Here is a 25,313-nt window from a genome sequence, read left to right on the forward strand (position 1 = left end):
ATTAAATTAAAGTAATTTAGAACATACATATATATGAAAAAATCGACACTTCTTTTATTAATAACAGCAGGTATTGGGTATCAGGCCTATGCGCAGAAAATTGAGACCACGCCACAGATGTCATCGGAGGTAGGCATCGAACCTATAAAGCAAGGAAACTGGATGGTCGGTGGATCGATCGGTAATCTAGGCTACAGCTTTGAAGCAAAATCGTTTAACATTGCACTTCAACCGAGAGCGGGCTATTTTGTTTCGGATGGTTTGGCCATCGGAGCGCAAGCCAACTTAGGTTTGGCCACGGTAAAGGATGCTGATAATGAATGGACATATGGGGTTGCACCTTTTGTACGCTATTACTTCCCCAATGCAGGTTCAACTACAGGGAGATTCTTTGGGCAGGGAGACATCGGGATTTCGGGTAGCTCGAAAGGGAAAGATGTTGCGCTGGCCGTAGGAGCGAATGTGGGGTATGCACATTTTATTACCAGGACAGTGGCTTTGGAAGCCACCTTCGGTTATAACTACAGTAAAGCCAATATCAATACGGGTAGTGGAGCGAGTGGATTGGGGGTAGGTTTGGGTTTTCAGATCTATCTGCCTGGCAAAAGATAGATTAATCTCGTACAGACTTAATAAAAGCATGTTTTCAAACCATAATGGTGAAAACATGCTTTTTTTATATAACGTGTTTATACTTGATACTGTGTATAAAAGACGCATTTTTGCTGGAATCAGCAAATGATGCAAACATTTAGACAATTACTGATGTTCCCTTTTTAAGGAAGGAGCAAATTACGATGACTGGAACAAAAAATATTGGGTTGGTACTAAAAGATAAAATGGGGAAATGGTCTTCTTATGATATACCATTGCTTAAGGAATGTCATCTAAATAATAAACTGGTCAAAAGTAACGAGCAGGAAGGTATTTTTGTGGTGGGAAGCTTGGCAACAGGATTATATATTTTCTCATTGTATAAGAACCGTTTTATAGATTTAATGGGTAAACAAATTGGGGTGGAAGAAATCTGTGAGCATTTTGATCGATACAAACAGACCTTAATATAAGCACCGATAGCGCTTTCGAATGCTCAAACCGAAGGTGTTAACCTGACTTTTTAACACCTTCATGTTTGTTTTATGTTAGTGAAAAATTGGTTTATCCAATTTTATCGCTAGGCGGTAAACAGCATTCATCAATCCAACGTGACTATAGGCTTGAGGGAAATTACCCCATTGGCTACCGTTATCTTCCGTAACATCTTCGCTGAACAGACCTAAGTGATTGCTGTAGGTCAGCAAACGTTCGAGAATCTCTTTCGCTTCTTCCACACGCCCTACGCAGGCCAAGGCTTCTACATACCAAAATGCACAGACCAAGAACGTGGATTTGGGGCGGCCAAAATCATCTTGATGCTTATACCGATAAAAAAGTCCATTTTCGCCTTTTAATTCTTTTTCCAGCATCTCGAGGTGATGACGTGCACGGTCCGATTTTGGGTCAAGATAATCCATAACAATAAGCTGTAAGGTGCTTGCATCTAAATTTCGGCTGTCTAATGCGTTTTGATAGACTTTTCGCTCCTCGTCATAACAAGCTTCAATGTAAGCTTCTGCCTTTTTTAGGAGAACATTCGCGCGATCCTCCATATCCTGATAACCATTTTGGCGTGCAATTAATAGGGCAGCTTTGCATCCAACCCATTGGAAAAGATTCGAATAGCAGTGATGGTTGGCAAAGTTCCGGAACTCCCAAATGCCGGCATCTTTTTCCTCGATTGTGGCTTCTATTTTTTCCAGAATAAAATTCACCCAGCCTAAGACATTTTTGTTTTCATGGATTTTAAAACGCTGATCAGTGAAAAGAGGCAACAATGCAATCATAGCCTGACCATAGACGTCATTTTGGATATGTTCAAACGCCTGGTTCCCGATTCGCACTGGACCGCTTTCCTGATATCCTTTTAGATAGGGTAAAATATGTTCCGTAAGCTCGGAATTGCCGAGAATACCGTACAATGGTTGAAGCCTTCCCGGATTACGATGTGTGATGCCGGCAATATAGTTTGCAAAGCTTTCCATTTCTTCAAATTGACCGATATGCGTCAGTGCCGTTAGCACATAGTAGCTATCCCGTACCCAGCAATAGCGGTAGTCCCAGTTTCTGCCAGAACCAGGGTACTCGGGCAAGCTTGTTGTTGAAGCTGCTATAATTGCTCCTGTGTCCTCATATTGATGGAGCTTTAGCACCAAAGCGGATCGAATAACTTCTGTTTGATAGATGTTGGGAATACTACATCTTTTAATCCATCGCTGCCAATAGCTAATTGTCTTATGGAGGAAATCTTCGCAGGTACCTGCGATAGCTGATTCGAAAGCAGCATCATAGGTCAATACAAGGTATTTATTCTCACTGATGATGGTCCAGCTCTCCTCTTGAAAGAAATGAGAAATGGGCAGATCCGTAGTAAGGCGAATTCGTTCCCCTATCTGGTCGTTACTGTACAGGATATGATTGCTTCCACGGGTTGGTTTAAGTGCCAATCGGCCATAGTCGCCAGTAGGATGACACCTAACGTTTACACTGGGGACCCCATATAAAGGTTCGATCTTCCGGACCAACATCAAAGGTTTAAAATATCGTCCGAATTGTTCAAATCGAGGGGCAAAATCCGTAACGCGATAGGCATAGGACGCTGTATGGATTTCCGTGCAGAGCACGTTGGAGTTTTTGATGTAGTATTGCTTGGTTTCGACAATAGGTTCCTCTGAGCTGATCTCAAAGCGCCCGCCTTGCTGTTTGTCGAGCATACTGCCAAATACAAAGCTATCTTCGAAAGAGGGCCAGCACAGCCAAGATATATTGGTATCCATACCGACATGCGCAATATAGGAACAATTGCCAATGATTCCAGATTGATAGGTATGTCTTTTTTCCATTGTATTTTCGTTCATTATTTTATGATAAGTTGATTCAAAAATTGAAGAACATCTTCTTGTTCATCCAGATAATATTTTGCCGCAGACTTATTGCTACCAACTTTAATACTTATAGTCGATTGAGGAAGATAACGGAATAGGTCTTCATCGGTAATGTCGTCGCCAATGGCCAACATAAAATCTGCTTTTATATGACCTGCAATTTCCAATGCTGCTTTACCTTTGTTAACTTCCGTATTTTTAACCTCAATGACCGCATTTCCGTCAAGTAACTGTAAGCCATAATCATTCAGCATCGGGTTTAAAATCTCTTTTAATTCAGTGGCTTTAAGTTCGCCCAAGCCTAATTCTACTTTTCTATAATGCCAGGCCAACGAATAAGGCTTGACTTCAATAAATGCGCCTGGAGTTTGGTCGGCCAATTTTTCCATCAATTTTTTTACTTCGGGCATCCAATGAAGTGCCAGTCCTTTTTTATATGACCAGTTGAAATTTGGGAAATTTGACCAAATGCCATGTTCGGCAACCAAATAGTAAGACCGACCGTCAAACCAAGACGATAAGCTTTCTTGCGAGCGCCCGCTTATGATGACCAAGGTATTAAGTGGGTCTGAAATAATATTATCCAAGAGGTTGTACAATAAGGTCGTCGGAGTTGCTTTTTGGGCGTGGTTCTGGAATTTGACCAAAGTGCCGTCATAATCCAGGAAAAAGAGCCTATTGCTGCTTTTACTGTATCGTTCCGAAATACTACTGAACACTTTATCTGAAATCCGCCTTGCCCATTCATCACGCTGGATGGCTTTGGTTTCAGCCAGGCGATTGGTAAATAGTTGCACCCAATGCTGTACATTAAACTTCTGTATAATCTGAATATTGGCATCGGTACGTTCCTGAACTTCTTCGGGCGGCATTTTAAGCGCTTGGTAAATACTGTCAGCAGTTTCCGTTCGATTATAGGGGTTGATAATCAAGGCGTCAACAAGTTCTTTGGAAGCGCCCGCAAACTCACTTAAAATCAACACACCTTTTGATAACGTTTTACTGGCGATATATTCTTTACTGACAAGATTCATCCCATCGCGCGTCGAGGTAATCATGCAGATATCAGATGCAACATATAATCCAACCAGCTCCTCGAATGGAAGTGATTTGTAAAAATATAATACTGGCGTCCAGCTTAAATTTCCATAAATGGAATTGATTTCACTCACCTTTCGGTTAATCTCGTCTTTCAGCTTCTTATATTGCGACACTTTATCCCTTGATGGCACGATAAGCATATATAAGACAACTTTTGTATGCCATTCGGGGTATTTTTCAAGGAAGGTGAGAAAAGCACGTAATCGCTCTAATATCCCTTTGCTATAATCGAGCCTGTCGACCGATATAATAATCTTCTGGTCGGGAAAGTGGCTTCGAAATTGGCTTGCAATGGATTGAATTTTTGGTTGATGGCTGACTTGGACGAATTTATCAAAATCAATGCCCATCGGAAAGGATTCCACAAAGATATGGCGATCTTTATATATCAGCTGATTATAACCAGATGATACATGCAGTATTTTTTTGCAGGCGTTTAGAAAGTTCTGGCTATCAGCGAACGTATGAAATCCGATGAGATCCGCACCCAATAAACCTTCGACCAATTCTTTACGTTGTGGAATGTTCATGAAGAGCTCTTCAGAAGGAAAGGGGATATGGTGAAAATAACCGATGTTGAGTGTTTGGTTTTCTGAACGCAGCAGTTGCGGGAGCAGCATAAGCTGATAATCCTGCACCCAGATAAAATCCGAAAGTTGATCGATGGAAAGAGCGGCTTCACAAAATTTTTTATTCACTGTGACATACGTAGACCAATATTCGCGATCAAAATGAATGTAGCTCGGCTGATAGTGACAGATAGGCCAGAGAACCTCATTGGAATAACCTTCGTAGAAATTGCGGATTTCATCTTTTGATAAGAAAACAGGAAGTAAGCTCATCGGTTTGAGAAGCTCAACAATCTTTTCTTTTTCCTCTTCATCTTTCGGAACGATTCCCGGCCAGCCAACCCAGAGTATTTCGTCGCTATCAAAAGCGGAGTTTAACCCAGTTGCAAGTCCACCCGCACTCGGCTTGATGATTAATTTTTCTTTTTTTCGTTCTATTTGTATCGGCAGTCTATTTGAAATTATTATTTTCTTCTTTTTCTTCATAAGAATATTAGATCGATTTATTTGCAGTGTGGAAGAGTTATATTGACTATAACGATGGGCTTGTCATCCACTATCTGAACAACCTCGGCGAAGAATAGTTTCGATAAATTCAAATTAGAAGGACGGTAGGGGCAGCTGTTGAAGAAAGAACAAGGTAGTTTATTGGAATAATGCTGGGGAATTTGGGCAGCGGTACGGCCCAAATAGCAACAAAAAAGACCTCTATTTCTACAGGTCTTTTTGTTATCTCATTAACTTACGATATAGGGACAGCAGCAGCTTTTTCGTGATTCAATTTTTTCATAAATTGATCGAGGATGTCTCCTAATCTCCCTGAAATTTCCCCTAAAATGCTTTCCCAATCTTTAACGGTACCATCACAATTGTCTGAAACAATTTTAATGCTATGAAAGGTGAGATTTTTTTGAAAACAGAAATTCGCTAGGGCATAAGATTCCATATCAAATGCCAGAGGATTAAAATGTTTGATATCCTGATAAAAAGCCGTATTTACATTGATAAAACGATCCGATGTCAAGAGTGCATCTTCGTAACGAAATTCATCGCGTGAAATGGATTCCAAAATCCCTTGCCCTTTAAAAAACAAGGTGTTTTCCAGAAAAAAACCATCTGTATACGCGTCTCCTTGCGCATAGTATGCCGGATAAAGAACATGTCCTATCGGATGTCTTGTACAGCCCACAGTGCCCACATTGAGAAGAATAGGATTGATCCCTAAAGCTTTGATGTCTTCATAAAGCGTAGCAACGGCTAGGAGAGCATTTACTTTACCTACACCAATTTCGTAGACAAAAGTCGATTCACTGGTCGGATTAAAAGATAGCTCATTTTTATTTGCTACCAAGATAATCGTTTCAATATCTTTATTCAGGATCATTTAGTTTTCTTCAATATATGGATACTCAAAAGCCAATTCTCCGGCAGTTATCAGATTTAAGAAGTTAACACAAGCCTGCTTTGAGGTGGGAAAATCCATAAATGTGTAGTTTCCGCAGCTAATCGGGTTTTGGAAAGGTACTTCGTATCCTTCTGTAAGAATAGTCTCTAATACTTCTTTCATCAATTCCGCCACATTCTGAGGAGTTTTCGCTGTTCCAGCCAATACAACATAAAATCCCGTGCAACAGCCCATTGGTCCAACATAAATAACCTCATCACCTAAGATGGTTCTAATTTCTGTTGCAAAACAATGCTCTAAGGTATGCATGACTTCAGGCGATAGCATACGCTCAGGAGAATTCGGTCTGATCATGCGAATGTCGTAAGTTGTATAACTTTCAACATTGCTGTTATTGGTGGTAGAAGCTTTAGCGTAGATCCCTTGTTTTAATTTGGTATGATCTACCGTAAAACTATTTACTTTTGCTTTTTCTTTTGTGTACATCTTGTTCTGTTCAAAGCTGTAACGCTTGCGACGCTACAGGGGTTAAAAGTTGAATATCAAAAATTTCTACAAAGATACTAGATTATTATAGAAAAAGGACGATAAAACTACTATTTTAACACTTCATAATGTTCGACTGTTGGAAACGGATCGTAGTAATGATGTAAAAGTTTTTCCCATTCCTTAAATAATGCAGATTCTCTGAAACCGATGGTATGATCTTCCAACGTTTCCCATTCGACCAATAGAATGTACTGGTTGTCTTTCTCAATACATTTACGTAGTGAATGCGTTATATAGCCTTTACTCGCACTAATATACTGGCAAGCTGTTTTATAGTCTCTTTCAAAATTGGATTGTTGTCCTTCAATAATTTGCAATACAGCTACTTCTAAAATCATAATTTGTTTTTTTATCAAGTTTAGTAAATAACTCAAACTTAGAAAATTTGTTTCTGATATGCAATACACGAACAAGCTTACCGAACAATTTATTCTTTATTGTTTTAATATGGACTTAGACCTTAATTATCCCGCTTTGACGTATTATATCCGTATTTTAGTTGTGAAGTGATGATCTGGGTGACCAATGGAATACCCGGGTTGCGATTTTGTGCATTCCAAACTAGAGAGAGCGTTGTTCGTTGTGGTAAACCGTTCAATTCAAGGAAGGTGACATCAACATGGTATCCGTTCTTTAAAGACGAAGGAACAATGGCAACACCCAATCCCTGAGCAACCATATTGAAAATGGTCAAAGCATTCACAGTGCGCAAAGTAACTTTGGGGATAAACTTATGATCACTAAAGATACTCATGACGAGATCATAATAAGAGTGGCTATAGTTTTTGGAAAATAAGATAAATGATTCATCTTTTAAGGCGTCAAGACTTGCTTTTGGCGAATTCAATAGGGGATGATCGTTGGGTAAAACGAGACTAAAATGCTCGGTATGTATAGGCAGGCTACATAGGCCAGGTGGCGTTTCCGAAAGACGAACAAAGCCTAAGTCCAATTCTTTTTTCTCCAGCAGATCCAGCTGGGTTTCATTCGCTAGTTCGTGAAGTGATAACTCGATATCAGGTTGCTGCTGTTTTAAATTGAGTAGTAGTTCCGGCAGGATGGTCTGAACAGCCGACCCAATAAACCCCAGCTTTAAGGTACTTATTTTACCATTGGCAAAGCTTTGAAGTTGAGTTTCAATCTGATCCAAGTGCCTAAAGAGTTCTTTCACCTCCGCAAAGAGATAGATCCCAGCTTCCGTCATTTGAACATTTCGTTTATTACGCTCAAAAAGTGCTACGCCATAGGATTCCTCCAGCTGCTTAATTTGTCTGCTCAAGCCCGGCTGCGCAATAAACAATTTTTCGGCAGCCCTTCTAAAATGCAGCTCTTCTGCCAATACTTTAAAATACAGTAAGTGTCTTAGTTCTATTTGATAATTCATGGTTATCAATTGATGATAAAAATGGTATTTCTAATTATCAAATATAGCAAGTACATTTGAGTAAAGCAGATAGGAAGATGGAAAAATTTTTATACGGCAGTGGGCAGCTAACATGCTCCATAGCCTTAGCCATAGTAAAAGGAACGGTTGCGGGGGAAATATCACCCGGAGTCAAGAATAAGATCGAGCAGAGCGCCAGTTATGTCCGTAAAATAGTCGAGCGTGGTGAGGTTGTCTATGGGATTAATACCGGTTTTGGTCCCTTGTGTACCACACTTATTGACGCAAGTCAAACGCAGTTGCTACAAGAAAACATTCTAAAAAGCCATGCTGTCGGTATGGGCGAACCTATCGCCAATGATTTGGCCAAATTGATGCTTATTCTTAAAGTTCACGCGCTTTCTCAAGGATTTTCGGGTGTTCAGTATGCGACAATTGAACGGATTATTTGGCATATCGAAAACCATATCATTCCTGTGGTACCTAAGCAAGGCTCTGTCGGCGCATCGGGTGATTTGGCGCCATTGTCACATTTATTTTTACCCTTGATTGGCTTAGGAAAAGTCAACGTAGAAGGGGAAATTATGGAAACAGCTACCGTTTTGGAAAAATATGGTATGGCTCCGGTGCACTTGGGCGCAAAAGAAGGTCTGGCTTTGATCAATGGAACTCAATTTATGGCAGCCCATGCTGTGATGGCTGTTGCTGAGTTAAATCGTGTACTTCAGAATGCTGATATTATTGCGACCTTAATGATTGAAGGTTTAAACGGCTCAATAAAACCATTTTTTACTGAATTACATCAATTACGCCCGCATGCCGGAAACCGTTATGTCGCTGCAAGCATTTTTAACATGCTTCATGGCTCCGCCATTTTAGAAAGCCACAAAGACTGTTCCCGCGTACAAGATCCCTATTCTTTGCGCTGTATCCCTCAAGTCCACGGAGCATCACGCAATGCTTGGCTTCATTTGAAGGAGACCATAGAAATCGAAATAAATGCAGTGACCGATAATCCTGTGATCATTAATGATGAACTAACCATTAGTGGCGGTAGCTTTCACGGACAGTCAATCGCTTTGCCTTTGGATTATGCCACACTTGCTGCATCGGAAATCGGCAATATTTCGGATCGAAGGGTTTACTTGTCTTTAGAAGGTCAAACCAACGGTGTCCCAAAATTGTTAATGAAATCAACCGGTCTCAATTCAGGATTTATGATCTTACAATATAGCACAGCCGCGATTGCAAGTGAGAATAAAGGGCTTTGTTTTCCTGCAAGTGCAGATAGTATTCCTACCTCTTTAGGCCAAGAGGACCATGTCAGTATGGGATCTATTTCCGGCCGAAAATTACTACAGGTCATTGACAATGTTGATAAAATATTAAGCATTGAACTGTTATGTGCGGCACAGGCAAAGGATTATCATCAGCCATTAAAATCGACTGCAGCATTGGAAGCTATTCATGCGAGAATTCGTCAGTCCATTCCGCATATCGAATCCGATCAACCGATGGAAGAGCTGTTGACTGAAGCATTAAGGCTCGTAAAATCGGGCGAACTGATCACATTGCATCGTCAATATGCGACGGGCGAAATTGCTGCGGATTTGAAACAAAGATTTGAAGAGTTTTAGACGAAGAAGGATGGAAAAAGAGCTAAAATTAGTTGGACCTTTTAGGCAGATATTAACCATGTCAAATATGCCCGTTAATGGGGCGCTCCATGATAAACAAATAGTTATTATTAAAGATGGAGGTATTTTAATAGCAGGTAACGATATCATGGAAGTGGCGGACTTTGATGGATTACAACTGCAATGGGGAAAGCAAGTGGCACTTGTACATGTAGAAGGAGATCAAGTCGCCTTGCCAGGCTTTATTGATTGCCATACGCATATTGCTTTTGCCGGTAATCGAGCGAATGATTTCGCCCTCCGAAATGCAGGCTCAAGCTACCTGGAGATTGCGGCAGCTGGGGGAGGGATTTGGAGCACGGTATCACACACAAGGGATTGTGATGCAGCAGAATTGATTGATCTCACGATCCAGCGTGCAAATTTTCTGTTAAGGCAAGGAATCACAACAATTGAAGTTAAAAGCGGTTACGGTCTTAATGTTGAAGAGGAGCTGAAAATATTACGTGTCATTCAGGAGTCGGATCGTCGTACGGCATCAGACCTTGTTCCAACTTGTTTGGCGGCACATATGCTCCCGCGAGACTTCAGCGGATCGGCAAAGGATTATCTTCATCGAATCACAACAGATCTTTTTCCGCTATTAAAATCAGAAGGGCTGTCAAACCGGATTGACGCATTTATAGAAAAAACAGCGTTTCAAGGGGAAGACATTGTGGCATATTTACAAAAAGCAAAAGCGATGGGTTTTGACCTGACTATTCATGCCGATCAGTTCACAACTTCGGGAAGTCAGATTGCAGTTGAACTCGGTGCCCAATCTGCGGATCATCTTGAGGCATCAACAGCAATTGAAATTGACCTTATTGCCCATTCAGATACAGTTGCGGTGGCGCTACCTGCGGCTTCCATCGGACTTGGATGTGGTTTTACGCCAGCTAGAAAGCTGTTGGATGCAGGTGCATGTTTGGCCATAGGAAGTGATTGGAATCCGGGTTCTGCACCCATGGGACAATTATTGACGAGTGCGAGTATTTTGGCAACAGCAGAGAAGTTGACGAACGCTGAGTTGCTTGCTGCATTAACCTACCGTGCCGCCAAAGCTTTAAACCTGTCGGATCGCGGCGTATTAGCCAAGGGCATGAAAGCAGATTTCAGTATATTTAAAACAGCTAATTATCAGGATATTACTTACTACCAAGGAAGTTTGCAACCTACAGCAGTATGGAAAAATGGTCGGGAAGTATTCTCATTATAACAACATGGAAGATACATTTAAGAACGAGGTGGCGGAAGGTATTCCGACCGTATTGCCCCCAAAAGTAGAGCGAGATCATACCATAAGTCATGCCCCCCGACGAAAGGATATTCTCACCCGGTCGGAAGAGAAGCTGGCTTTACGGAACGCATTACGCTATTTCCCCAAACAATGGCATACCGTTTTAGCACCTGAATTTTTAGAGGAGCTCCGTAGTTACGGCCGAATCTACATGTACCGCTTTAGGCCCCAATATGCGATGCACGCTCGACCGATAGCTGACTATCCAGCAGGGAGTAAGCAGGCGGCAGCGATTATGTTGATGATTCAGAATAACCTTGATCCGGCTGTAGCCCAACATCCCCATGAACTGATTACGTATGGTGGGAATGGAGCTGTTTTCCAAAATTGGGCTCAATATCGGCTCACCATGCAGTATCTTTCTCAGATGACAGATGAGCAAACTTTACATCTCTACAGTGGTCATCCGATGGGTCTTTTCCCGTCGTCACAACATGCACCACGTGTCGTTGTAACGAATGGCATGATGATTCCAAACTATTCGAAACCGGATGACTGGGAACGTTTTAATGCCTTAGGTGTTACACAATACGGACAGATGACAGCAGGTTCTTATATGTATATTGGTCCCCAGGGTATTGTGCATGGTACCACAATTACGGTCATGAATGCTTTCCGAAAACATTTGACAGCAAATGATACAATTCAAGGTAAAGTATTTTTAACTTCGGGCTTGGGGGGAATGAGTGGCGCACAACCTAAAGCAGGTAATATTGCCGGATGTATCACCGTATGCGCTGAAATAAATCCCGCTGCTGCAAAAAAACGGCATGAACAAGGTTGGGTAGACCGATTGATCGAAAACATCGATGAGCTCGTTGAACAGGTACAGTCGGCGATGGATCAAAAGGAGACCGTATCTTTTGCCTATATCGGTAATATTGTCGAAGTGTGGGAGGCTTTTGATCGCGAAAATATCCACGTCACTGTAGGATCTGATCAGACATCTTTACATAATCCTTGGTCTGGAGGCTATTATCCGATGGGGCTGACCTTTGCAGAATCGAATGCTTTATTGGCGAGTGATCCTGATCGATTTAAGCAATGCGTACAAGAAAGCTTGATACGGCATGTCGATGCCATCAATAAGCATGTATCCAAGGGAACCTATTTCTTTGATTACGGTAATGCATTTCTATTGGAAAGCAGTCGCGCTGGTGCAGCGGTATGGAATGACGATAAGGATCAATTCCGCTACCCATCTTACGTACAAGATATTCTTGGCCCAATGTGTTTCGACTATGGTTTTGGACCCTTTCGCTGGGTTTGTACGTCTGGAAAGGCTTCGGATCTTCAAAAATCAGACGAAATAGCCATGACAGTTTTGGAAAATCTCCGAACAGAAGCCCCAACGGAGATTCAGCAGCAGATGCAAGATAATATACAATGGATTAAAGAAGCTGGAAAAAATAGACTTGTGGTAGGCTCTCAGGCACGTATCCTTTATGCAGATTCCAATGGACGCATTGCGATAGCAAAGGCTTTTAATGACGCTGTAAAAAGTGGCTTGTTTGAAGCACCTATTGTATTGGGAAGAGATCATCATGATGTGAGCGGTACCGATTCACCTTATCGGGAAACAAGCAATATCTACGACGGCAGTCAATTTACAGCAGATATGGCAATTCATAATGTCATCGGAGACAGTTTCCGGGGGGCTACCTGGGTCTCTATCCACAATGGCGGTGGAGTCGGTTGGGGTGAGGTTATCAACGGAGGCTTTGGTCTACTACTAGATGGCTCTGAAGAAGCAGCTGTTAAATTGGAAAAGATGTTGTATTTTGATGTCAATAATGGGATTGCTAGGCGCGCTTGGGCTAGAAATAAGGAAGCTAATCAGGCGCTAGATCGAGCAATGGAGAGAAACACAACATTGCAAGTTACGCGCGCGCAACTTGTAGATGACGATATTATTGAACAATTATTTGATCAGAGCGAATGAACTTTTTGTTGAATAATCCAGAAATATATAGTAAAGGTGACCAAGCGGTATGGAAGGGGCGTACCGATGGCCAGGATCGTGAATGGATGCGTTGGCATCAATTAATGGATTGTGTTGATCTTCTCGAGCAGCCTGATTTAAGACAGTCCTTCGCTTTTCTGGGATTCTGTAGCGATGAGGGGGTCGGACGCAATCAAGGTCGTGTAGGAGCCAAGGACGGACCCACAGCACTTCGGAATGTCTTAACAAACCTTCCTGTACATTTTACAGATAAATTACAACTTAAAGATTGTGGTGATATATTGATAAAAGACAGTGATTTAGAGCTGTCGCAGCAGGGTTTAGGTTCTGCCTTAAATTGTATTCTTGAACAAGAAGGATTTCCAGTCATCTTGGGTGGCGGCCATGAAGTAACCTATGGCCATTATTTGGGTGTTAAAGAATTTCTTAAGAGCCGTGATCAAAGTCTAGGCATTATTAATTTGGATGCCCATTTAGACATCCGTCCATTGCAGGACGGCAAAGGGAATTCGGGAACGGGCTTCTATCAAATCGAGCAGGACCAGTCTAATGCAGGTTTGCCATTTCATTACCTGGCAATTGGTATTCAAGAAATTAGTAATACCAAAGGATTGCTCGACTATGCCAAAGCGAAGAAAGTACAGATTATAGGGCGAGAGAGTCTGGTCGTTGAGAAACTTGATTTCATTCGCGACAAAATTGTACGTTTTGCCAAATCAGTAGATTATGTATATTTGACGGTTGATCTTGATGCTTTCGCTGCAGCTTATGCGCCGGGAGTAAGTGCATTGGCATTTAACGGTATAGTGCCCGATCATTTGTTCTTTACGATCTACGATATTCTACTGGATCTGCCCAACTTAAAATCTGTCGATTTTGCTGAATTTAATCCCCATTTTGATATCGATTCTAGAACGGCGAAATTAACAGCTGATCTGATCTTCAAGTTGATAAACAAACTTGCCATTAAATTTGATCAGCAACTAGCCAGTAGATAAACAGAAAAAAAGATGGGTAAATTGCGACAGCAATCTAACCATCTTTCTGCATATTGGTCGAGGCCTTAAAAAAGCACATCGGCCAATGTCGGATCCTTATCAAAAACTGATTTTGCAAAAGGACATAAAGGCATAATTTTTAAATTTTCTTGACGTGCATAAGTCACTGCCGCCATCAATAGCTGTTTACCTAGCCCTTTTCCTGCATATTCAGAACTTACTTCCGTATGGTCTATAATGAATTTTGTGGGGCCAGCCCAGGTATAAGTCATTTGCGCAACTGATTTTCCTTGATCGATAACCTCAAAGCTACCATGTTTATCGTCATTTTTTTGTATTACTTCCATGAGCATGATTTAATGAATGAAAAGTACAAATTAAACAAAATCCAGCAATATATAACATGACATTAGTTGAGAAAAACAGCTGTTTTACCAGTTAGATGGCATAATTCGCTTTTGTGTTTTGTAAAATTGCAGTGATTCTTTTAAATAGCTAATATTTTTAGTATGTTTGCTTTGCGTTATGAGTGTAAATCAAAGCAAAAGACAAGAATTTGCCATTGTGGACATAGAGACTACAGGTGGCCATGCAAAATCGAGCCGGATCACCGAAGTTGCCATTGTTATTCATGATGGTAACCAGGTTTTGGAACGTTGGGAGACCTTGGTTAATCCAGGGAAAGAAATTCCAAATTCAATTTTTGCGCTTACGGGAATAGACAATGATATGGTGAAAGATGCTCCATTATTTGATCAAGTTGCCGAACACATTTATGGAATGCTCAAAGACCGTATTTTTGTTGCGCATAATGTAAACTTTGATTATTCATTCATTCGGTTTCAGCTTCAGGAATCGGGCTTCGAGTGGTCAGCAATAAAATTATGTACAGTACGCTATGCCCGAAAAATCAAGCCCGGATTATTGTCCTATAGTTTGGGACGTCTATGTGATTATTTAGATATCCCAATTGAAAATAGACACCGTGCGGGTGGCGACGCCGATGCAACAGCCATTCTCTTTGCTTATTTGAAAGTGCTGGATACCGAACAGGTATTTCAGGATATGATTAAACATAAAGCGCTAGACCAACGTTTTCCACCGCATTTAAATCCCTTGGAATATGAACAATTGCCCAATGAGCCCGGGGTCTATTATTTTCATGACAAAGCTGGAAAAGTAATTTATGTTGGCAAGGCTGTAAATATAAAAAAAAGAGTATTGTCCCATTTTACAGGGAATAATATTCAAGCGCAAAGGCAACATTTCTTAAAAGAAATTCATCATATAAGTTATGAGTGCTGCGGAACTGAGCTGATGTCATTGTTATTGGAATGTGCGGAAATTAAAAAGTTCTGGCCAAAATATAATAGGGCACTTAAACGGTATGAGCCTAAATTCGGTTTATTTTCTTATGAGGACCAAAATGGCTATCTCCATCTGGCTATAGGGAAGACGACAAGGGGACAAGCATGTATTCAGCTGTTTCAGCGTGAATATGACGCTATTCAGTTGCTGCAAAGCTTTATTCAGCATGGCGCTATTAATCCGCAATTTTGTCAGTTTGGGCACGCCAGTTTGTCTACGAAATCCATCAAGAAGACCGAATTGCCCGATCGAGACCTACACAATACCCGGGTGGAACGTTGTATTGAGGATTGGCTCAAACAGCAACCATCCTTTGTATTGATCGATAAAGGACGTAATTCCGATGAAAAAAGTTGCATTGTTATTGAAAATGGCGTTTTTTATGGAATGGGATATATAGATCAATACGGCCAGTACAACGAGTTTGAAGATATAAAAGGACAAGTTAAAAAATATCAGAGCAATCACTACATGATGGAATTGGTCAAAATGGCAGCAGAAAGACATCCCGCTAAAGTACATTTCTTAACAAAATCAAAGATTTTACCTGACGTTGCGGCAGAGCCCACTTTCTCTTACGAGAAATTGGCCCCGAATAGTCTTTTTAATTTCTATTAACAGCATATTTTCAATTTATATTTTAGGAATTTTTTCCGTTTAGTCATTTCAATCTCAGTAATCTGTTAAAGAAATGTGAAATCGCAAATCGCGCGCGATTTTGGTCCAATAGTTGAAATATTCTTTGTGTAGAATATTAAAAAAGACTTTTCATAATTTAGGTTAATAATTGGTTAGTTAAAAACCTGGGGCTCCCAACCTCAGGTTTTCTTTTTTTTATATTTCCGAACAAGAATTTTAGGTGAAGTATTCCTTTTATTTTGATTATTCAAAATAAATCAGTGTTTTTTTTTATTTGAAGTGTATGTTTCAATTTATTGGTTTTCAATTGATTAATATTTGTCCCCCTTTTGTCCCCCTAAGTTTTTTCTCTCTATAGTTAGTTTAAGTTACTTTAGTGTCAGCGTACTGTAATAGCGGAATTAGTAAAACAAAGATGGGGCGTTTTCTAAAAGTAGCTGCGGTATATCTTATCCATATCTTTATATATAAAAAGGGCCTTTGGCCCTTTTTTTTATTCCTAATTCAGATTCGCTTATTTTAACCCAAAGATACCTTGACCTAGATTTTGATATAGATATTTTTCTTTCGTAAATAATAGGCGATCAACCAATTCAAAGCGACAAATAGCAATGCAAATAGGGCGGAGGATAATTGTTGATTATGCCAACCATCAAACAGGAAATGATAGCTAAAGTTCCAAAGGTTTTGATGTTTATCCCCAATGAGAATAAATGAACAAATCGTAGGGATTAGTCCGCTAAGACAATAGATAAATAGTGTATTCCTGCCGAAGTCGTCAAAGACAGTATAAAATATCCCTCTGATGTTTTGAAATTCGATGAGATAGATTAATATACCAAGAAAAGAGATGGCAATACCCGTTGTGAATACGCAGTAACTGCTGGTCCAGATTTTCTTATTAATAGGAAAAGCAAATGACCATAGATAGCCCACTAAAATAAAGACCAGGCCTACGACAAATAGGTTCATCAGTTCACTTTTGCCGGTCAGTTTTTGAATAATGTATTTTCCTGTGATATACCCGAATATCGTTTGACTGATGGCCGGAAATACGCTCCAGACATCCTCTGGATCAAATGCTGTTCCTTCGCCGTGATAGAGGTGGGATGCACCAAAGACTCGGATATCCAGTGTCGTTCCAAACCAACCTTCCAGACTGTAAGGATCTGCAGGATTACCGTAATAGCAAATTAGCCAATAGAGGAGTAGAAGGAAGATACTAATAACTGCAGCACCTTTAGCCCTAAAATAGTATAGTATCATTGCCGTGCTGAAATAGCAGATTGCAATACGTTGCAGCACCCCAAAATACCTGTACTTGGCAAAGGGAATCCACTCGAGCTGGTGAAGACTATTCCATTCCACAAAGGGGAAAATATTTAAAAACAGACCAAGTAGAAAAAGGATGATTGTTCTCTTGAGAATTTTATTCCAGTAAGGTACGGGTGCTAGCTGGTCGCTGTTTTTTAAAGAAAATGCCATGGAGTTTCCGACAGCAAATAAAAAAAATGGAAATATAAGATCTGTAAACGTGCATCCATGCCAGATGGAATGTTCAAGTGGAGGAAACACATGATGATAGTTGCCAGGATTATTGACGAGAATCATAGCCGCGAGTGTAAACCCACGGAAAATATCCAGTGATTTAAAACGAGTCATAATAAAGTGTATTGGTAAAAAAGGCTGTTCAAGGATACTCCATTGAACAGCCTATGCTTGGTCTAATTAATAGCCTGGATTTTGAGTCAGGCTCGGGTTTGCCTGCAGTTCCAATAATGGTATTGGAAGGAGCAGGCTATTTTGGTTAAAATTATACTTAATCAACGTAGGGCTACTCTGCTTGCCGTTATCGCATGTAAATTTGATTTCATTTAATTTATTCATCACATCTATTGTGACACCATAACGGTTTAAATCATCCCACCGTTGCCCTTCAAAAGCTAGTTCTAATCGGCGCTCGTTGAGAATGATGGCCTTTAGGGCACTGGAGCTGATACCGGATAAATCGGCGAGCCCTGCGCGATGACGGATGACATTAAGGGTATTTATTGCCCCTGAAGTATTTCCCAGTGCGTTTTGAGCTTCTGCTTTGAGCAGAATGATGTCCGCAAGTCGTAAAAGGTAAAAATGATCGCCACTTTGGAAGCTGTTGGCATGTTTTTGCTTTACGTTAAATGGGATTTCTGTCGCTGCATCTCCGCAGGGATTCCAAAATTCATCCGCCCAAGGAACTGAATAGAACCAAATGTTGGCGTTCTTTCGTTCGGTGTCGCCAGCATTGTCATAAGCTTCGACAAGATCTTTCGATGGTGTTCCATATCGGCGCCATTCGTTTTCGTTGATTTTGCCATTTTCATCAAGATCCGGGAAAAAGAATGCGCCACCCCAGCAGCTTAGATTGGGACTGCCGGCGATATAGGGAATCTCAATGATAGATTCACTATTATAGTTGTGTTTGCCGTCAAAAAGATCCGCATAGTTTTGAAGGAGCTGGTAACCACCTTTTCCAGCGATCACTGCATCGGCGTATTGCAATACCTTATTGTAATCTCGATCAGGGCGTTGTGCCCATATCTTGGTCAGTAAGGCATTTGCAGCCCCTTTTGTTGCTCTGACCTTGTCAATGGAAGGTTGCCCAAATCCATCGGGTAGGTTGTTTGCAGCAACTTGCAGATCCGAATCGATAAAATCATAAACCTCGGCTACAGTTGATCGCTTGATGCGTAATACTTCTGCATCTGTACTGTTGGAGTGTTTTTCCAAGGGCACACCACCATAAAGCTTGACCAATTGATAATAATGGAAGGCCCTTAAAAATGAAGCTTCTCCAAGAATTTGTTTGCGTCTTTCATCCGAAAAAGTAGGATCTGTGACCTTATCAACGTTGTCAATAACGATATTGCATTTTGAGATTGCTCCATACAGTTCTTCCCAGTCCCTGCGTACCATTTCATTGGTATTGGTGATGTTATTATAGTCAATTTGTGCAAAATCTATTTCGCCACCACCGGCAGCATGGGCATTATCAGAGCGAATATCTGTTTGCAGAATCATTTCCCATTGATAATAATTGGCATTGCTCCCTGGACGAGTGCCATTGCCTATAAAAGAATTATAGGCTCCGTTTAATGCTTTCTCAATATTGTCTCCTGTGAGATAGGCATTTTCGCTCGTTACCGTGGAGGTAGGCTGAAGATCTAAAAACTTTTTGCAGGAATTTAGAGTAAGCGATGTCAATAAGGCTATGGCCAATGAAGTATATCTAGTTGATTTCATTTTTTGTAAGCTAAAAGGTTAAAAAGTTAGGTTTAAACCAACAATAAAGGTGCGTGCCTGCGGCGAAGTACCAAAATCGATACCGGGCGCCATATTGGAGCTCACGGTTTGCTGATTAGTTCCCCCATACATGCTTACCTCAGGATCCAAACCTGAGTATTTGGTGAATGTTAACAGATTCTCGCCCGTCACATAAAAACGGACCTTATTGAGCTTCCATCTTTCAAGCACTTGTTTAGGTAGCGTGTAGGCCAGGGTCATCGATTTTACCCTGAGGTAAGAACCTTTCTCTACAAAACGGGAGGAAATTTGTGAATTGTAGTTGTCATCTGTATTGTTTAGATCCGGACGTGGCATAGTACTGTTGTTGTTATCAACAGTCCATCTGTTTAACACGGCAACACTTTGGTTTCTCGGTTCCCACATACCTTCTGTATAAATACGCGTCGCATTAAGGATATCATTTCCCTGTACCCCCTGTAAGAAAAAGGAAAAGTTGAAGTTCTTATAGCTGAAATCATTGGTCATGCCATAAGAGAATTTTGGTGTAGCATTCCCGATGATAGCCATATCACTCGTTTGAAGACCTGCTTCCGGATCAGCCATCTGATAGATCATATCTCCGGTCTCTGGATTGACGCCTTTTGCGATATAGCCCCAGAAGGACCCCAATGCAACGCCTTCTTTTGCAATCGTACTATTACCCCGACCATCGATATTTCCGTCATAATAGGTTCCGCCATCAATATTCAGGACTTTATTGCGATTGAGCCCAAAGGTCACAGTTGTATTCCATTTGAAATCGTGAACGAAATTTCGGCTACTCAATTCGAATTCAAAACCTCTATTTTGTAGGTCGCCTAAGTTTTTCAGCGCAGTTCTATAGCCCGAACTGTACGGAACCCTTGAGCTGAGAAGTAGGCCTACAGTCCTTTTTGCATAATAATCTGCACCAAATATCAATCTCGAATTAAAGAAACTGGCATCCACACCAATATCGGTCTGATTTGTTGTTTCCCATTTTAAATTGGGATTGTCCAGGGTAGCAGGCGTATAACCGGGTACAACTTGGTCGCCGATGTTATATGATCCTGTCACGTCGACTAAACCGAGATAGGAAAAGGCCGGAATTTGGCTATTTCCAACTTTACCCCAACTCGCACGGATTTTCAAATCGTTTACGGTGTTTTTCAGCGAACTGAAGAAATCTTCATTGGATAAACGCCAACCGGCAGAGAAAGAAGGGAAGTAGCCCCAGCGGTTATTTGGGCCAAATACAGATGATGCGTCAGCCCGCAGATTTGCTGTAAATAGGTACTTGTCGTTATAATCATAACCAATTTTTGCGATGCCAGATACAGTGGATACAGCGGCGTCTACTGCCGTAGGCATCGCTGTGATCATCGAACCACCATTGACCGTGTGGATTGCTGGATTAGCAAAATTTTGCGTAGCAATATTTGAGGTTGTTGTTTGTGTTTTCGTTGTAATATAGCCTAATAAGCCTGTAAAATGGTGCTTGTCACTAAAGGTTCTATTATAGTTTAATGTATTTTCGGACATCCAATACTGATTGTCCTGCTGCTGGAGCGTTGCCATACCCTTATATTTTCGACCTTCCGTTGTACGAAAAGGATCTACGAAACTGCGGTACTGGTTGTTAAATTTCTCATACCCAAACAGCGATTTGAATTTTAATCCAGGTAGGATATTGGCTTCCACAAAGGCATTTCCTGTAAATCTGTTGTTGATATAGCTGTGCTCGTTGCCTGTTGCCAATGCAACGGGGTTGTCAAGATCTGTATAGAATGGATCTACTGTGAAAGCACCTTTGTCGCCATATATTCCGATTACTGGAGAGCCCAGATAAGCATTCATGATGACTCCATTTCGGGAGTTCTCGGTAATATCCACGTCGTACCAACGGTTGTACGATAAGCTGGTCCCCACCTTAAAGATTTTATTGATCTGATGATCCAAATTAACCTTGAAATTGACCTTGTTTACTGTATTTGTGATGACCGTACCATTATCTTTTTGATAAGATCCCGAGATGTAAAACCCTGTCTTTTCATCTCCACCGCGTACTGAAGCCTGGTATTTTTGGCTGTGACCGGTGCGGAATAGCTGATCTGGCCAGTTTGTATCAGCGGTATATTTCGACCAATCCAAGGCTTCTCCCATCTCAGTCATTAATTCTCTATATTGTGCCGCATTTAGAACACTAGGCTTTTTTCTGATGCCTGAAAATCCTTGATAGGTTTCGAAATTTACCTGTGTCTTACCGTTTGTTCCTCTTTTGGTTGTAATCAATACAACGCCATTTGCGCCAGAAGATCCATAGACAGCGGCTGAAGCAGCATCCTTTAATACAGAAATGCTTTGAATATCGGATGGATTGAGCTCCGATATGTTTTCAGTAGGAACACCATCTACAATGTATAATGGATTGCTACCTGCAGTAATTGTTGAAGTTCCGCGAACGCGAATAGAGAAGCCAGCTTGAGGTTGTCCGGAAGATTTTACAATTTCCACCCCCGCCATTTTGCCCTCCATAGCACTCGCTAATTGGGTCACAGGGCGATCTTCAATATCTTTTGTACTCATGGTTGCAATGGCTCCCGTGATGTCTTTTTTCTTCTGTGTTCCAAAACCGACCACAACGATCTGTTCCAGTTGGTTGTTGGCAGTTTTTAGCTGTATATTGAGGTAACTATTGGAACCTACCGTACTACTGATAGTCTCATAACCTATTGAACTAAAGCTGAGTTGATGGGTAGTAGTCGCTTCAATAGAAAACTCACCTTTACTGTCTGTTTCCGTTTGTTTACCTGTTGTTGTATTGCGGATGGTGACCCCTGTTAATGCTTTACCGTCGCCATCGGTAACGCGCCCTTTGACAAGCTGTTGTATATTGATCGTGTTTCTTAAAGGTATGTCATTTATTTTCTTTTTTAGGACAATGGTGTTGTTGACAATTTTGTATGAATACGACAGCTCTTTCAGGTTGTCATCCAGAATTTCAACAATAGAACCATCTTTATGGTTTATGCGGATTTTTTGGTTATCATTAATCTGTGAGTTATCGTACAGAAACACATAAGAACTCTGACGCTCGATTTCTTTAGCAAACTTTGCCAAAGTGTATTCCTTGTCTTGTAACTTGATTTTAGATTGGTTTACATTCGCCATCGCCAAATTATTTGCATGGGAAACGCATTGGATAGCAAGTAAAGCAGCAAATAGTTTTGCCTTTTTACCAGCCCCTTGGATGGTTTTAAGTTTGTGCATAATTAGTTGGGTAAGTTTGTTTTATATTAGATAATTTAGAGTTCAACTTCAATTTTATTGTTTTCCAATCGGCATTTTATATCCAGAAAGTTGAGGGTCTCAACCAGTTGCTGGGCAGTTGAATTGCGTTTTATCTTACCTGTCAGTTCACGCTTTTCATTTGTTCCTTTATACACGATATCCACATTATACCAGCGTTTTATGGCGGCAAGCGCATCTTTAATGGGTGTCGATTCGAAATAGAAAAAACCATTTTTCCAGGCCATTGCTTCTTCGATATTGGCTTCTGCTACGATAAGATTCCCGCCAGTGGTAAATGCTGCTTGACCAGGTTTCAGCATTTTTGACTTACCGAATTGCGAGACTTGTACAGAACCGGCTATAAGTGTGGTTTTATTGTTTTCATTTGGATAAGAGCGTACATTAAAATGGGTTCCGAATACACGAATGGTCTGTTCATTGGATCGCACATAGAAGGGGCGCTTGCTATCGTGGCTGACCTCAAAATAGCCCTCCCCAGATAATTTTACTTCCCGGCTATTCGACGCAAAAGATTCAGGAAACGTCAGCACGGATCCAGCATTTAGCCACACCTTACTGCCATCGGCCAAAATGATCGTATACTCTGTTCCAATCGGGGTTTCAATGGTATTGGTACGGCTTGTAGCAGTTTTCCTACTGGCTGTAAATTGATATTGCACGGTTCCGGAAGCAGTCGTAATTACTTTCACCTGTTCATCCTGATGGAGAACGCTCTGTTGCTGGGCAGAAAGATCAATTTTAGTTCCATCGGCTAAAGTTAATACGGCCGCCTTAATGCCCGGGTGAACCTGTTGTTGCATCTTCACGGCTACCCGCTGGCTATCTCCAGATGTTCTTTTAACAAGGTAAAGGGGTAATATAAACAACAGTGCCAAAGCAGCAGCTATTCCACCCAACTTCACCCGTTGCGGAATTCGCCTGATTTTTGACGCTTGGATTTCCTGCTTTATATTGGAAAATAACAGCTCTTTGAGTTGTTGTTCATCGGTTGCCAGCCCCTCAGGAATAGGGAGAGGTTCGCCATTACTTGTTTCATACCACTCTTGCAATTCGGCTTCCTCTTCAGGGGTACATGTGCCTTGAAGCCATTTGTAAGCCAATTGCTTTATCCGGAATTGATTATGATCAACCATATTTAGGGGTTATTTATATATAGAGTCCCTAGATTGGGTTGATACCCTGACAAGTAGAGAAAAAAAATCACAAAGTAATCAGAAAGCGCTGAATACCAGCGCGTATTTTTTTTAAGGCACGGCTTAATTGGGTTTCGACCGTTTTCACAGAGATGTTCATGTGCTCAGCGATCTGTTTATAAGTGAGTCCTTCTTCGCGGGATAATTTGAAAACAAGCTGGCATTTTTCGGGCAGTTCCGAAACAAGCTGATCCAGCCGAACTCGAAGTTCTTCAAACTGAAGCCAATCTTCCGTCGAGTTATCGAAATCGGCCCATTCCGTATCGTGTTTAAAAGCTTCCTGCTTGTATTGTTGCGCCAGATATTTAAAGACTTTGTATTTAACGGCCACAGCGAGGTAGGAGGCGAGATTGCTTTCAATTTGGAGTTGATGGCGTCTCAGCCAAAGCGAAGTAAAGATGTTTTGTACGATTTCCTGCGCGTCTTCCAGCGAATTTGTTTTGCGCGCAGCCTGGTAATAAAGCTTTTTCCAATACCGATCATACAAAGCTTCGAAAGCTAAGCTATCGTCTTGTTGAACCAATACAATCAACTCTTCATCTGAATGGCCTCCCAAATCTTTCATGCAAGACAATAATTTGTTTTTCTACGGTTAACGACGTGTAATGCGAATCGCGCTATAAATGTAGGGACTAAATTGGCAATAATGCAACTTTAATCTGTAAAAGCTGGTTTTGAACAGCTAAATACCTATTTTACAAAGACCAAGGGGAGGGCAAATAGGCAAAAAAAAAGAGTATCTGTTGATTCAGGTACTCTTTTTTTACGGGTACTTCTTAGAAGTTTGGTTTCAACAAGTATTTGTCGTAGAATCGGAAAATATGATCCGCAGCCTCTTCGGCAGTATCGACAATACGGTATAGTTTCAAATCTTCTTCGCTGATATATTTGTTAGGAATCATTGTATTCTGAACCCAGTCCATCAACCCTTTCCAATATTCAGAGCCAACCAACACGATCGGAAAACGTGCAATTTTGCCGGTTTGAATCAATGTGATTGCTTCAAAAAGCTCATCCATGGTTCCAAAGCCTCCTGGCATAACAATATAACCCTGAGAATACTTCATGAACATCACTTTTCTGACGAAAAAGTACTTGAATTCAAGTAGTTTGTCGCGATCAATATATTTGTTGTGAAACTGCTCAAATGGTAATTCAATATTTAGACCAACAGACTTTCCTCCGGATTCATAAGCACCTTTATTGGCTGCTTCCATAATTCCAGGTCCACCGCCCGAGATAATACCATAACCGCGTTCTGTCAATAAACTGGCAATATCGACCGCCATTTGATAATATTTGTGTTCACGTGGCGTACGTGCTGATCCAAATATCGATACACAGGGACCAATTTTTGCCAATTTCTCAAATCCGTCCACAAACTCTGACATCACTTTAAAAATCTGCCATGAGTCCTTAACTTTAATTTCCTGCCATGTTTTGTTTTCAAATGCGCGGATAATTTTATCTTCTTTTGTAATGTCCATATATAACGTTATACATTTAATTCTAAATTCCAATTTTTCAAAAAGGAATACAATATAGCTATTTTTTTAATAGTAGCTACTTTTTCTG

20 protein-coding genes are annotated in these 25,313 nt (G+C 40.9%); 7 read left to right on the top strand and 13 right to left on the bottom strand.

What is annotated here, in order from left to right:
* Positions 1–33 precede the first annotated feature (33 nt).
* Positions 34–612, top strand: coding sequence for a hypothetical protein (locus B3P16_RS17975; protein ID WP_070563942.1), 579 nt, complete (start codon positions 34–36; stop codon positions 610–612).
* Between the two features lie 185 nt (positions 613–797).
* Positions 798–1,067, top strand: a complete 270-nt coding sequence (locus tag B3P16_RS17980; protein ID WP_046673496.1) for a hypothetical protein — start codon at positions 798–800, stop codon at positions 1,065–1,067.
* 75 nt (positions 1,068–1,142) lie between these two features.
* Here B3P16_RS17980 and B3P16_RS17985 read toward each other — a convergent pair whose 3' ends face one another.
* The 6 genes from B3P16_RS17985 to B3P16_RS18010 all read right to left on the bottom strand — a co-directional run bounded on the left by B3P16_RS17985 (position 1,143) and on the right by B3P16_RS18010 (position 7,989).
* Positions 1,143–2,954 carry a glycoside hydrolase family 15 protein gene (locus tag B3P16_RS17985; RefSeq protein ID WP_070563945.1) on the bottom strand — a complete coding sequence of 604 codons (1,812 nt, stop codon included), beginning with the start codon at positions 2,952–2,954 and terminating at the stop codon, positions 1,143–1,145.
* Positions 2,954–5,137, bottom strand: coding sequence for a bifunctional alpha,alpha-trehalose-phosphate synthase (UDP-forming)/trehalose-phosphatase (locus tag B3P16_RS17990; RefSeq protein WP_115048735.1), 2,184 nt, complete (start codon positions 5,135–5,137; stop codon positions 2,954–2,956). Before B3P16_RS17990 ends, B3P16_RS17985 begins: the two co-directional genes overlap by 1 nt.
* A 256-nt stretch (positions 5,138–5,393) precedes the next feature.
* The gene (locus B3P16_RS17995; RefSeq protein WP_286843792.1) at positions 5,394–6,035 is read right to left on the bottom strand and encodes a hypothetical protein; all 642 of its coding nucleotides are present in this window, start codon (positions 6,033–6,035) and stop codon (positions 5,394–5,396) included.
* On the bottom strand, positions 6,036–6,542 hold the full coding sequence (locus B3P16_RS18000) for an S-ribosylhomocysteine lyase (protein ID WP_046673492.1): 507 nt from the start codon (positions 6,540–6,542) through the stop codon (positions 6,036–6,038).
* A 110-nt stretch (positions 6,543–6,652) separates the two neighbouring features.
* Positions 6,653–6,943 (bottom strand): antibiotic biosynthesis monooxygenase family protein, encoded by a 291-nt coding sequence (locus tag B3P16_RS18005; protein WP_046673491.1) that lies wholly within the window; start codon positions 6,941–6,943, stop codon positions 6,653–6,655.
* A gap of 122 nt (positions 6,944–7,065) precedes the next feature.
* Complete coding sequence (locus tag B3P16_RS18010) at positions 7,066–7,989, bottom strand: LysR family transcriptional regulator (protein WP_070563954.1); 924 nt, start codon at positions 7,987–7,989, stop codon at positions 7,066–7,068.
* Between the two features lie 77 nt (positions 7,990–8,066).
* Here B3P16_RS18010 and hutH point away from each other — a divergent pair, with 77 nt between their 5' ends.
* The 4 genes from hutH to hutG are packed head-to-tail and all read left to right on the top strand — an operon-like array spanning position 8,067 to position 13,926.
* Positions 8,067–9,626 (top strand): histidine ammonia-lyase, encoded by a 1,560-nt coding sequence (gene hutH, locus B3P16_RS18015; RefSeq protein ID WP_286843794.1) that lies wholly within the window; start codon positions 8,067–8,069, stop codon positions 9,624–9,626.
* A 58-nt stretch (positions 9,627–9,684) separates the two neighbouring features.
* Positions 9,685–10,884, top strand: coding sequence for an imidazolonepropionase (hutI, locus tag B3P16_RS18020; RefSeq protein WP_286843796.1), 1,200 nt, complete (start codon positions 9,685–9,687; stop codon positions 10,882–10,884).
* 4 nt (positions 10,885–10,888) lie between these two features.
* On the top strand, positions 10,889–12,907 hold the full coding sequence (locus B3P16_RS18025) for a urocanate hydratase (RefSeq protein WP_112374142.1): 2,019 nt from the start codon (positions 10,889–10,891) through the stop codon (positions 12,905–12,907).
* Complete coding sequence (hutG, locus tag B3P16_RS18030; protein WP_286843798.1) at positions 12,904–13,926, top strand: formimidoylglutamase; 1,023 nt, start codon at positions 12,904–12,906, stop codon at positions 13,924–13,926. The genes B3P16_RS18025 and hutG overlap by 4 nt, the downstream gene beginning before the upstream one ends.
* A 65-nt stretch (positions 13,927–13,991) precedes the next feature.
* On the opposite strand, the gene B3P16_RS18035 is transcribed toward hutG, so the two are convergent.
* A complete protein-coding gene (locus B3P16_RS18035) occupies positions 13,992–14,273 on the bottom strand; it encodes a GNAT family N-acetyltransferase (protein ID WP_112374089.1) in 282 nt (93 codons plus the stop codon).
* Positions 14,274–14,451: 178 nt separating this feature from the next.
* Here B3P16_RS18035 and B3P16_RS18040 point away from each other — a divergent pair, with 178 nt between their 5' ends.
* On the top strand, positions 14,452–15,912 hold the full coding sequence (locus B3P16_RS18040; protein WP_286843800.1) for an exonuclease domain-containing protein: 1,461 nt from the start codon (positions 14,452–14,454) through the stop codon (positions 15,910–15,912).
* A 561-nt stretch (positions 15,913–16,473) separates the two neighbouring features.
* Here the strand turns inward: B3P16_RS18040 and B3P16_RS18045 are convergent.
* The 6 genes from B3P16_RS18045 to B3P16_RS18070 all read right to left on the bottom strand — a co-directional run bounded on the left by B3P16_RS18045 (position 16,474) and on the right by B3P16_RS18070 (position 25,219).
* Positions 16,474–17,595, bottom strand: a complete 1,122-nt coding sequence (locus B3P16_RS18045; RefSeq protein WP_204991144.1) for an acyltransferase family protein — start codon at positions 17,593–17,595, stop codon at positions 16,474–16,476.
* Positions 17,596–17,661: 66 nt separating this feature from the next.
* On the bottom strand, positions 17,662–19,212 hold the full coding sequence (locus B3P16_RS18050; protein WP_286843802.1) for a RagB/SusD family nutrient uptake outer membrane protein: 1,551 nt from the start codon (positions 19,210–19,212) through the stop codon (positions 17,662–17,664).
* An 18-nt stretch (positions 19,213–19,230) separates the two neighbouring features.
* The gene (locus tag B3P16_RS18055; RefSeq protein WP_286843803.1) at positions 19,231–22,503 is read right to left on the bottom strand and encodes a TonB-dependent receptor; all 3,273 of its coding nucleotides are present in this window, start codon (positions 22,501–22,503) and stop codon (positions 19,231–19,233) included.
* A 35-nt stretch (positions 22,504–22,538) separates the two neighbouring features.
* The gene (locus tag B3P16_RS18060) at positions 22,539–23,678 is read right to left on the bottom strand and encodes a FecR family protein (protein WP_070563977.1); all 1,140 of its coding nucleotides are present in this window, start codon (positions 23,676–23,678) and stop codon (positions 22,539–22,541) included.
* A gap of 67 nt (positions 23,679–23,745) precedes the next feature.
* Positions 23,746–24,303, bottom strand: a complete 558-nt coding sequence (locus B3P16_RS18065) for an RNA polymerase sigma-70 factor (RefSeq protein WP_286769622.1) — start codon at positions 24,301–24,303, stop codon at positions 23,746–23,748.
* Positions 24,304–24,514: 211 nt separating this feature from the next.
* Positions 24,515–25,219 carry a TIGR00730 family Rossman fold protein gene (locus B3P16_RS18070; RefSeq protein WP_046673602.1) on the bottom strand — a complete coding sequence of 235 codons (705 nt, stop codon included), beginning with the start codon at positions 25,217–25,219 and terminating at the stop codon, positions 24,515–24,517.
* Positions 25,220–25,313 lie beyond the last annotated feature (94 nt).

This window comes from Sphingobacterium sp. UBA7631 (assembly GCF_002483935.1).
GTDB lineage: Bacteria > Bacteroidota > Bacteroidia > Sphingobacteriales > Sphingobacteriaceae > Sphingobacterium > Sphingobacterium multivorum.

Coding starts and splice junctions, on each gene's coding strand:
- B3P16_RS18010 (WP_070563954.1), bottom strand. CDS start 7,989: ATGAATTATCAAATAGAACTAAGACACTTACTGTATTTTAAAGTATTG.
- B3P16_RS17995 (WP_286843792.1), bottom strand. CDS start 6,035: ATGATCCTGAATAAAGATATTGAAACGATTATCTTGGTAGCAAATAAA.
- B3P16_RS18000 (WP_046673492.1), bottom strand. CDS start 6,542: ATGTACACAAAAGAAAAAGCAAAAGTAAATAGTTTTACGGTAGATCAT.
- B3P16_RS18050 (WP_286843802.1), bottom strand. CDS start 19,212: ATGAAATCAACTAGATATACTTCATTGGCCATAGCCTTATTGACATCG.
- B3P16_RS18025 (WP_112374142.1), top strand. CDS start 10,889: ATGGAAGATACATTTAAGAACGAGGTGGCGGAAGGTATTCCGACCGTA.
- B3P16_RS18060 (WP_070563977.1), bottom strand. CDS start 23,678: ATGGTTGATCATAATCAATTCCGGATAAAGCAATTGGCTTACAAATGG.
- B3P16_RS18055 (WP_286843803.1), bottom strand. CDS start 22,503: ATGCACAAACTTAAAACCATCCAAGGGGCTGGTAAAAAGGCAAAACTA.
- hutI (WP_286843796.1), top strand. CDS start 9,685: ATGTCAAATATGCCCGTTAATGGGGCGCTCCATGATAAACAAATAGTT.
- B3P16_RS18005 (WP_046673491.1), bottom strand. CDS start 6,943: ATGATTTTAGAAGTAGCTGTATTGCAAATTATTGAAGGACAACAATCC.
- B3P16_RS18065 (WP_286769622.1), bottom strand. CDS start 24,303: ATGAAAGATTTGGGAGGCCATTCAGATGAAGAGTTGATTGTATTGGTT.
- B3P16_RS17980 (WP_046673496.1), top strand. CDS start 798: ATGACTGGAACAAAAAATATTGGGTTGGTACTAAAAGATAAAATGGGG.
- B3P16_RS18045 (WP_204991144.1), bottom strand. CDS start 17,595: ATGACTCGTTTTAAATCACTGGATATTTTCCGTGGGTTTACACTCGCG.
- B3P16_RS17985 (WP_070563945.1), bottom strand. CDS start 2,954: ATGAACGAAAATACAATGGAAAAAAGACATACCTATCAATCTGGAATC.
- B3P16_RS18035 (WP_112374089.1), bottom strand. CDS start 14,273: ATGGAAGTAATACAAAAAAATGACGATAAACATGGTAGCTTTGAGGTT.
- hutH (WP_286843794.1), top strand. CDS start 8,067: ATGGAAAAATTTTTATACGGCAGTGGGCAGCTAACATGCTCCATAGCC.
- hutG (WP_286843798.1), top strand. CDS start 12,904: ATGAACTTTTTGTTGAATAATCCAGAAATATATAGTAAAGGTGACCAA.
- B3P16_RS18040 (WP_286843800.1), top strand. CDS start 14,452: ATGAGTGTAAATCAAAGCAAAAGACAAGAATTTGCCATTGTGGACATA.
- B3P16_RS17990 (WP_115048735.1), bottom strand. CDS start 5,137: ATGAAGAAAAAGAAGAAAATAATAATTTCAAATAGACTGCCGATACAA.
- B3P16_RS17975 (WP_070563942.1), top strand. CDS start 34: ATGAAAAAATCGACACTTCTTTTATTAATAACAGCAGGTATTGGGTAT.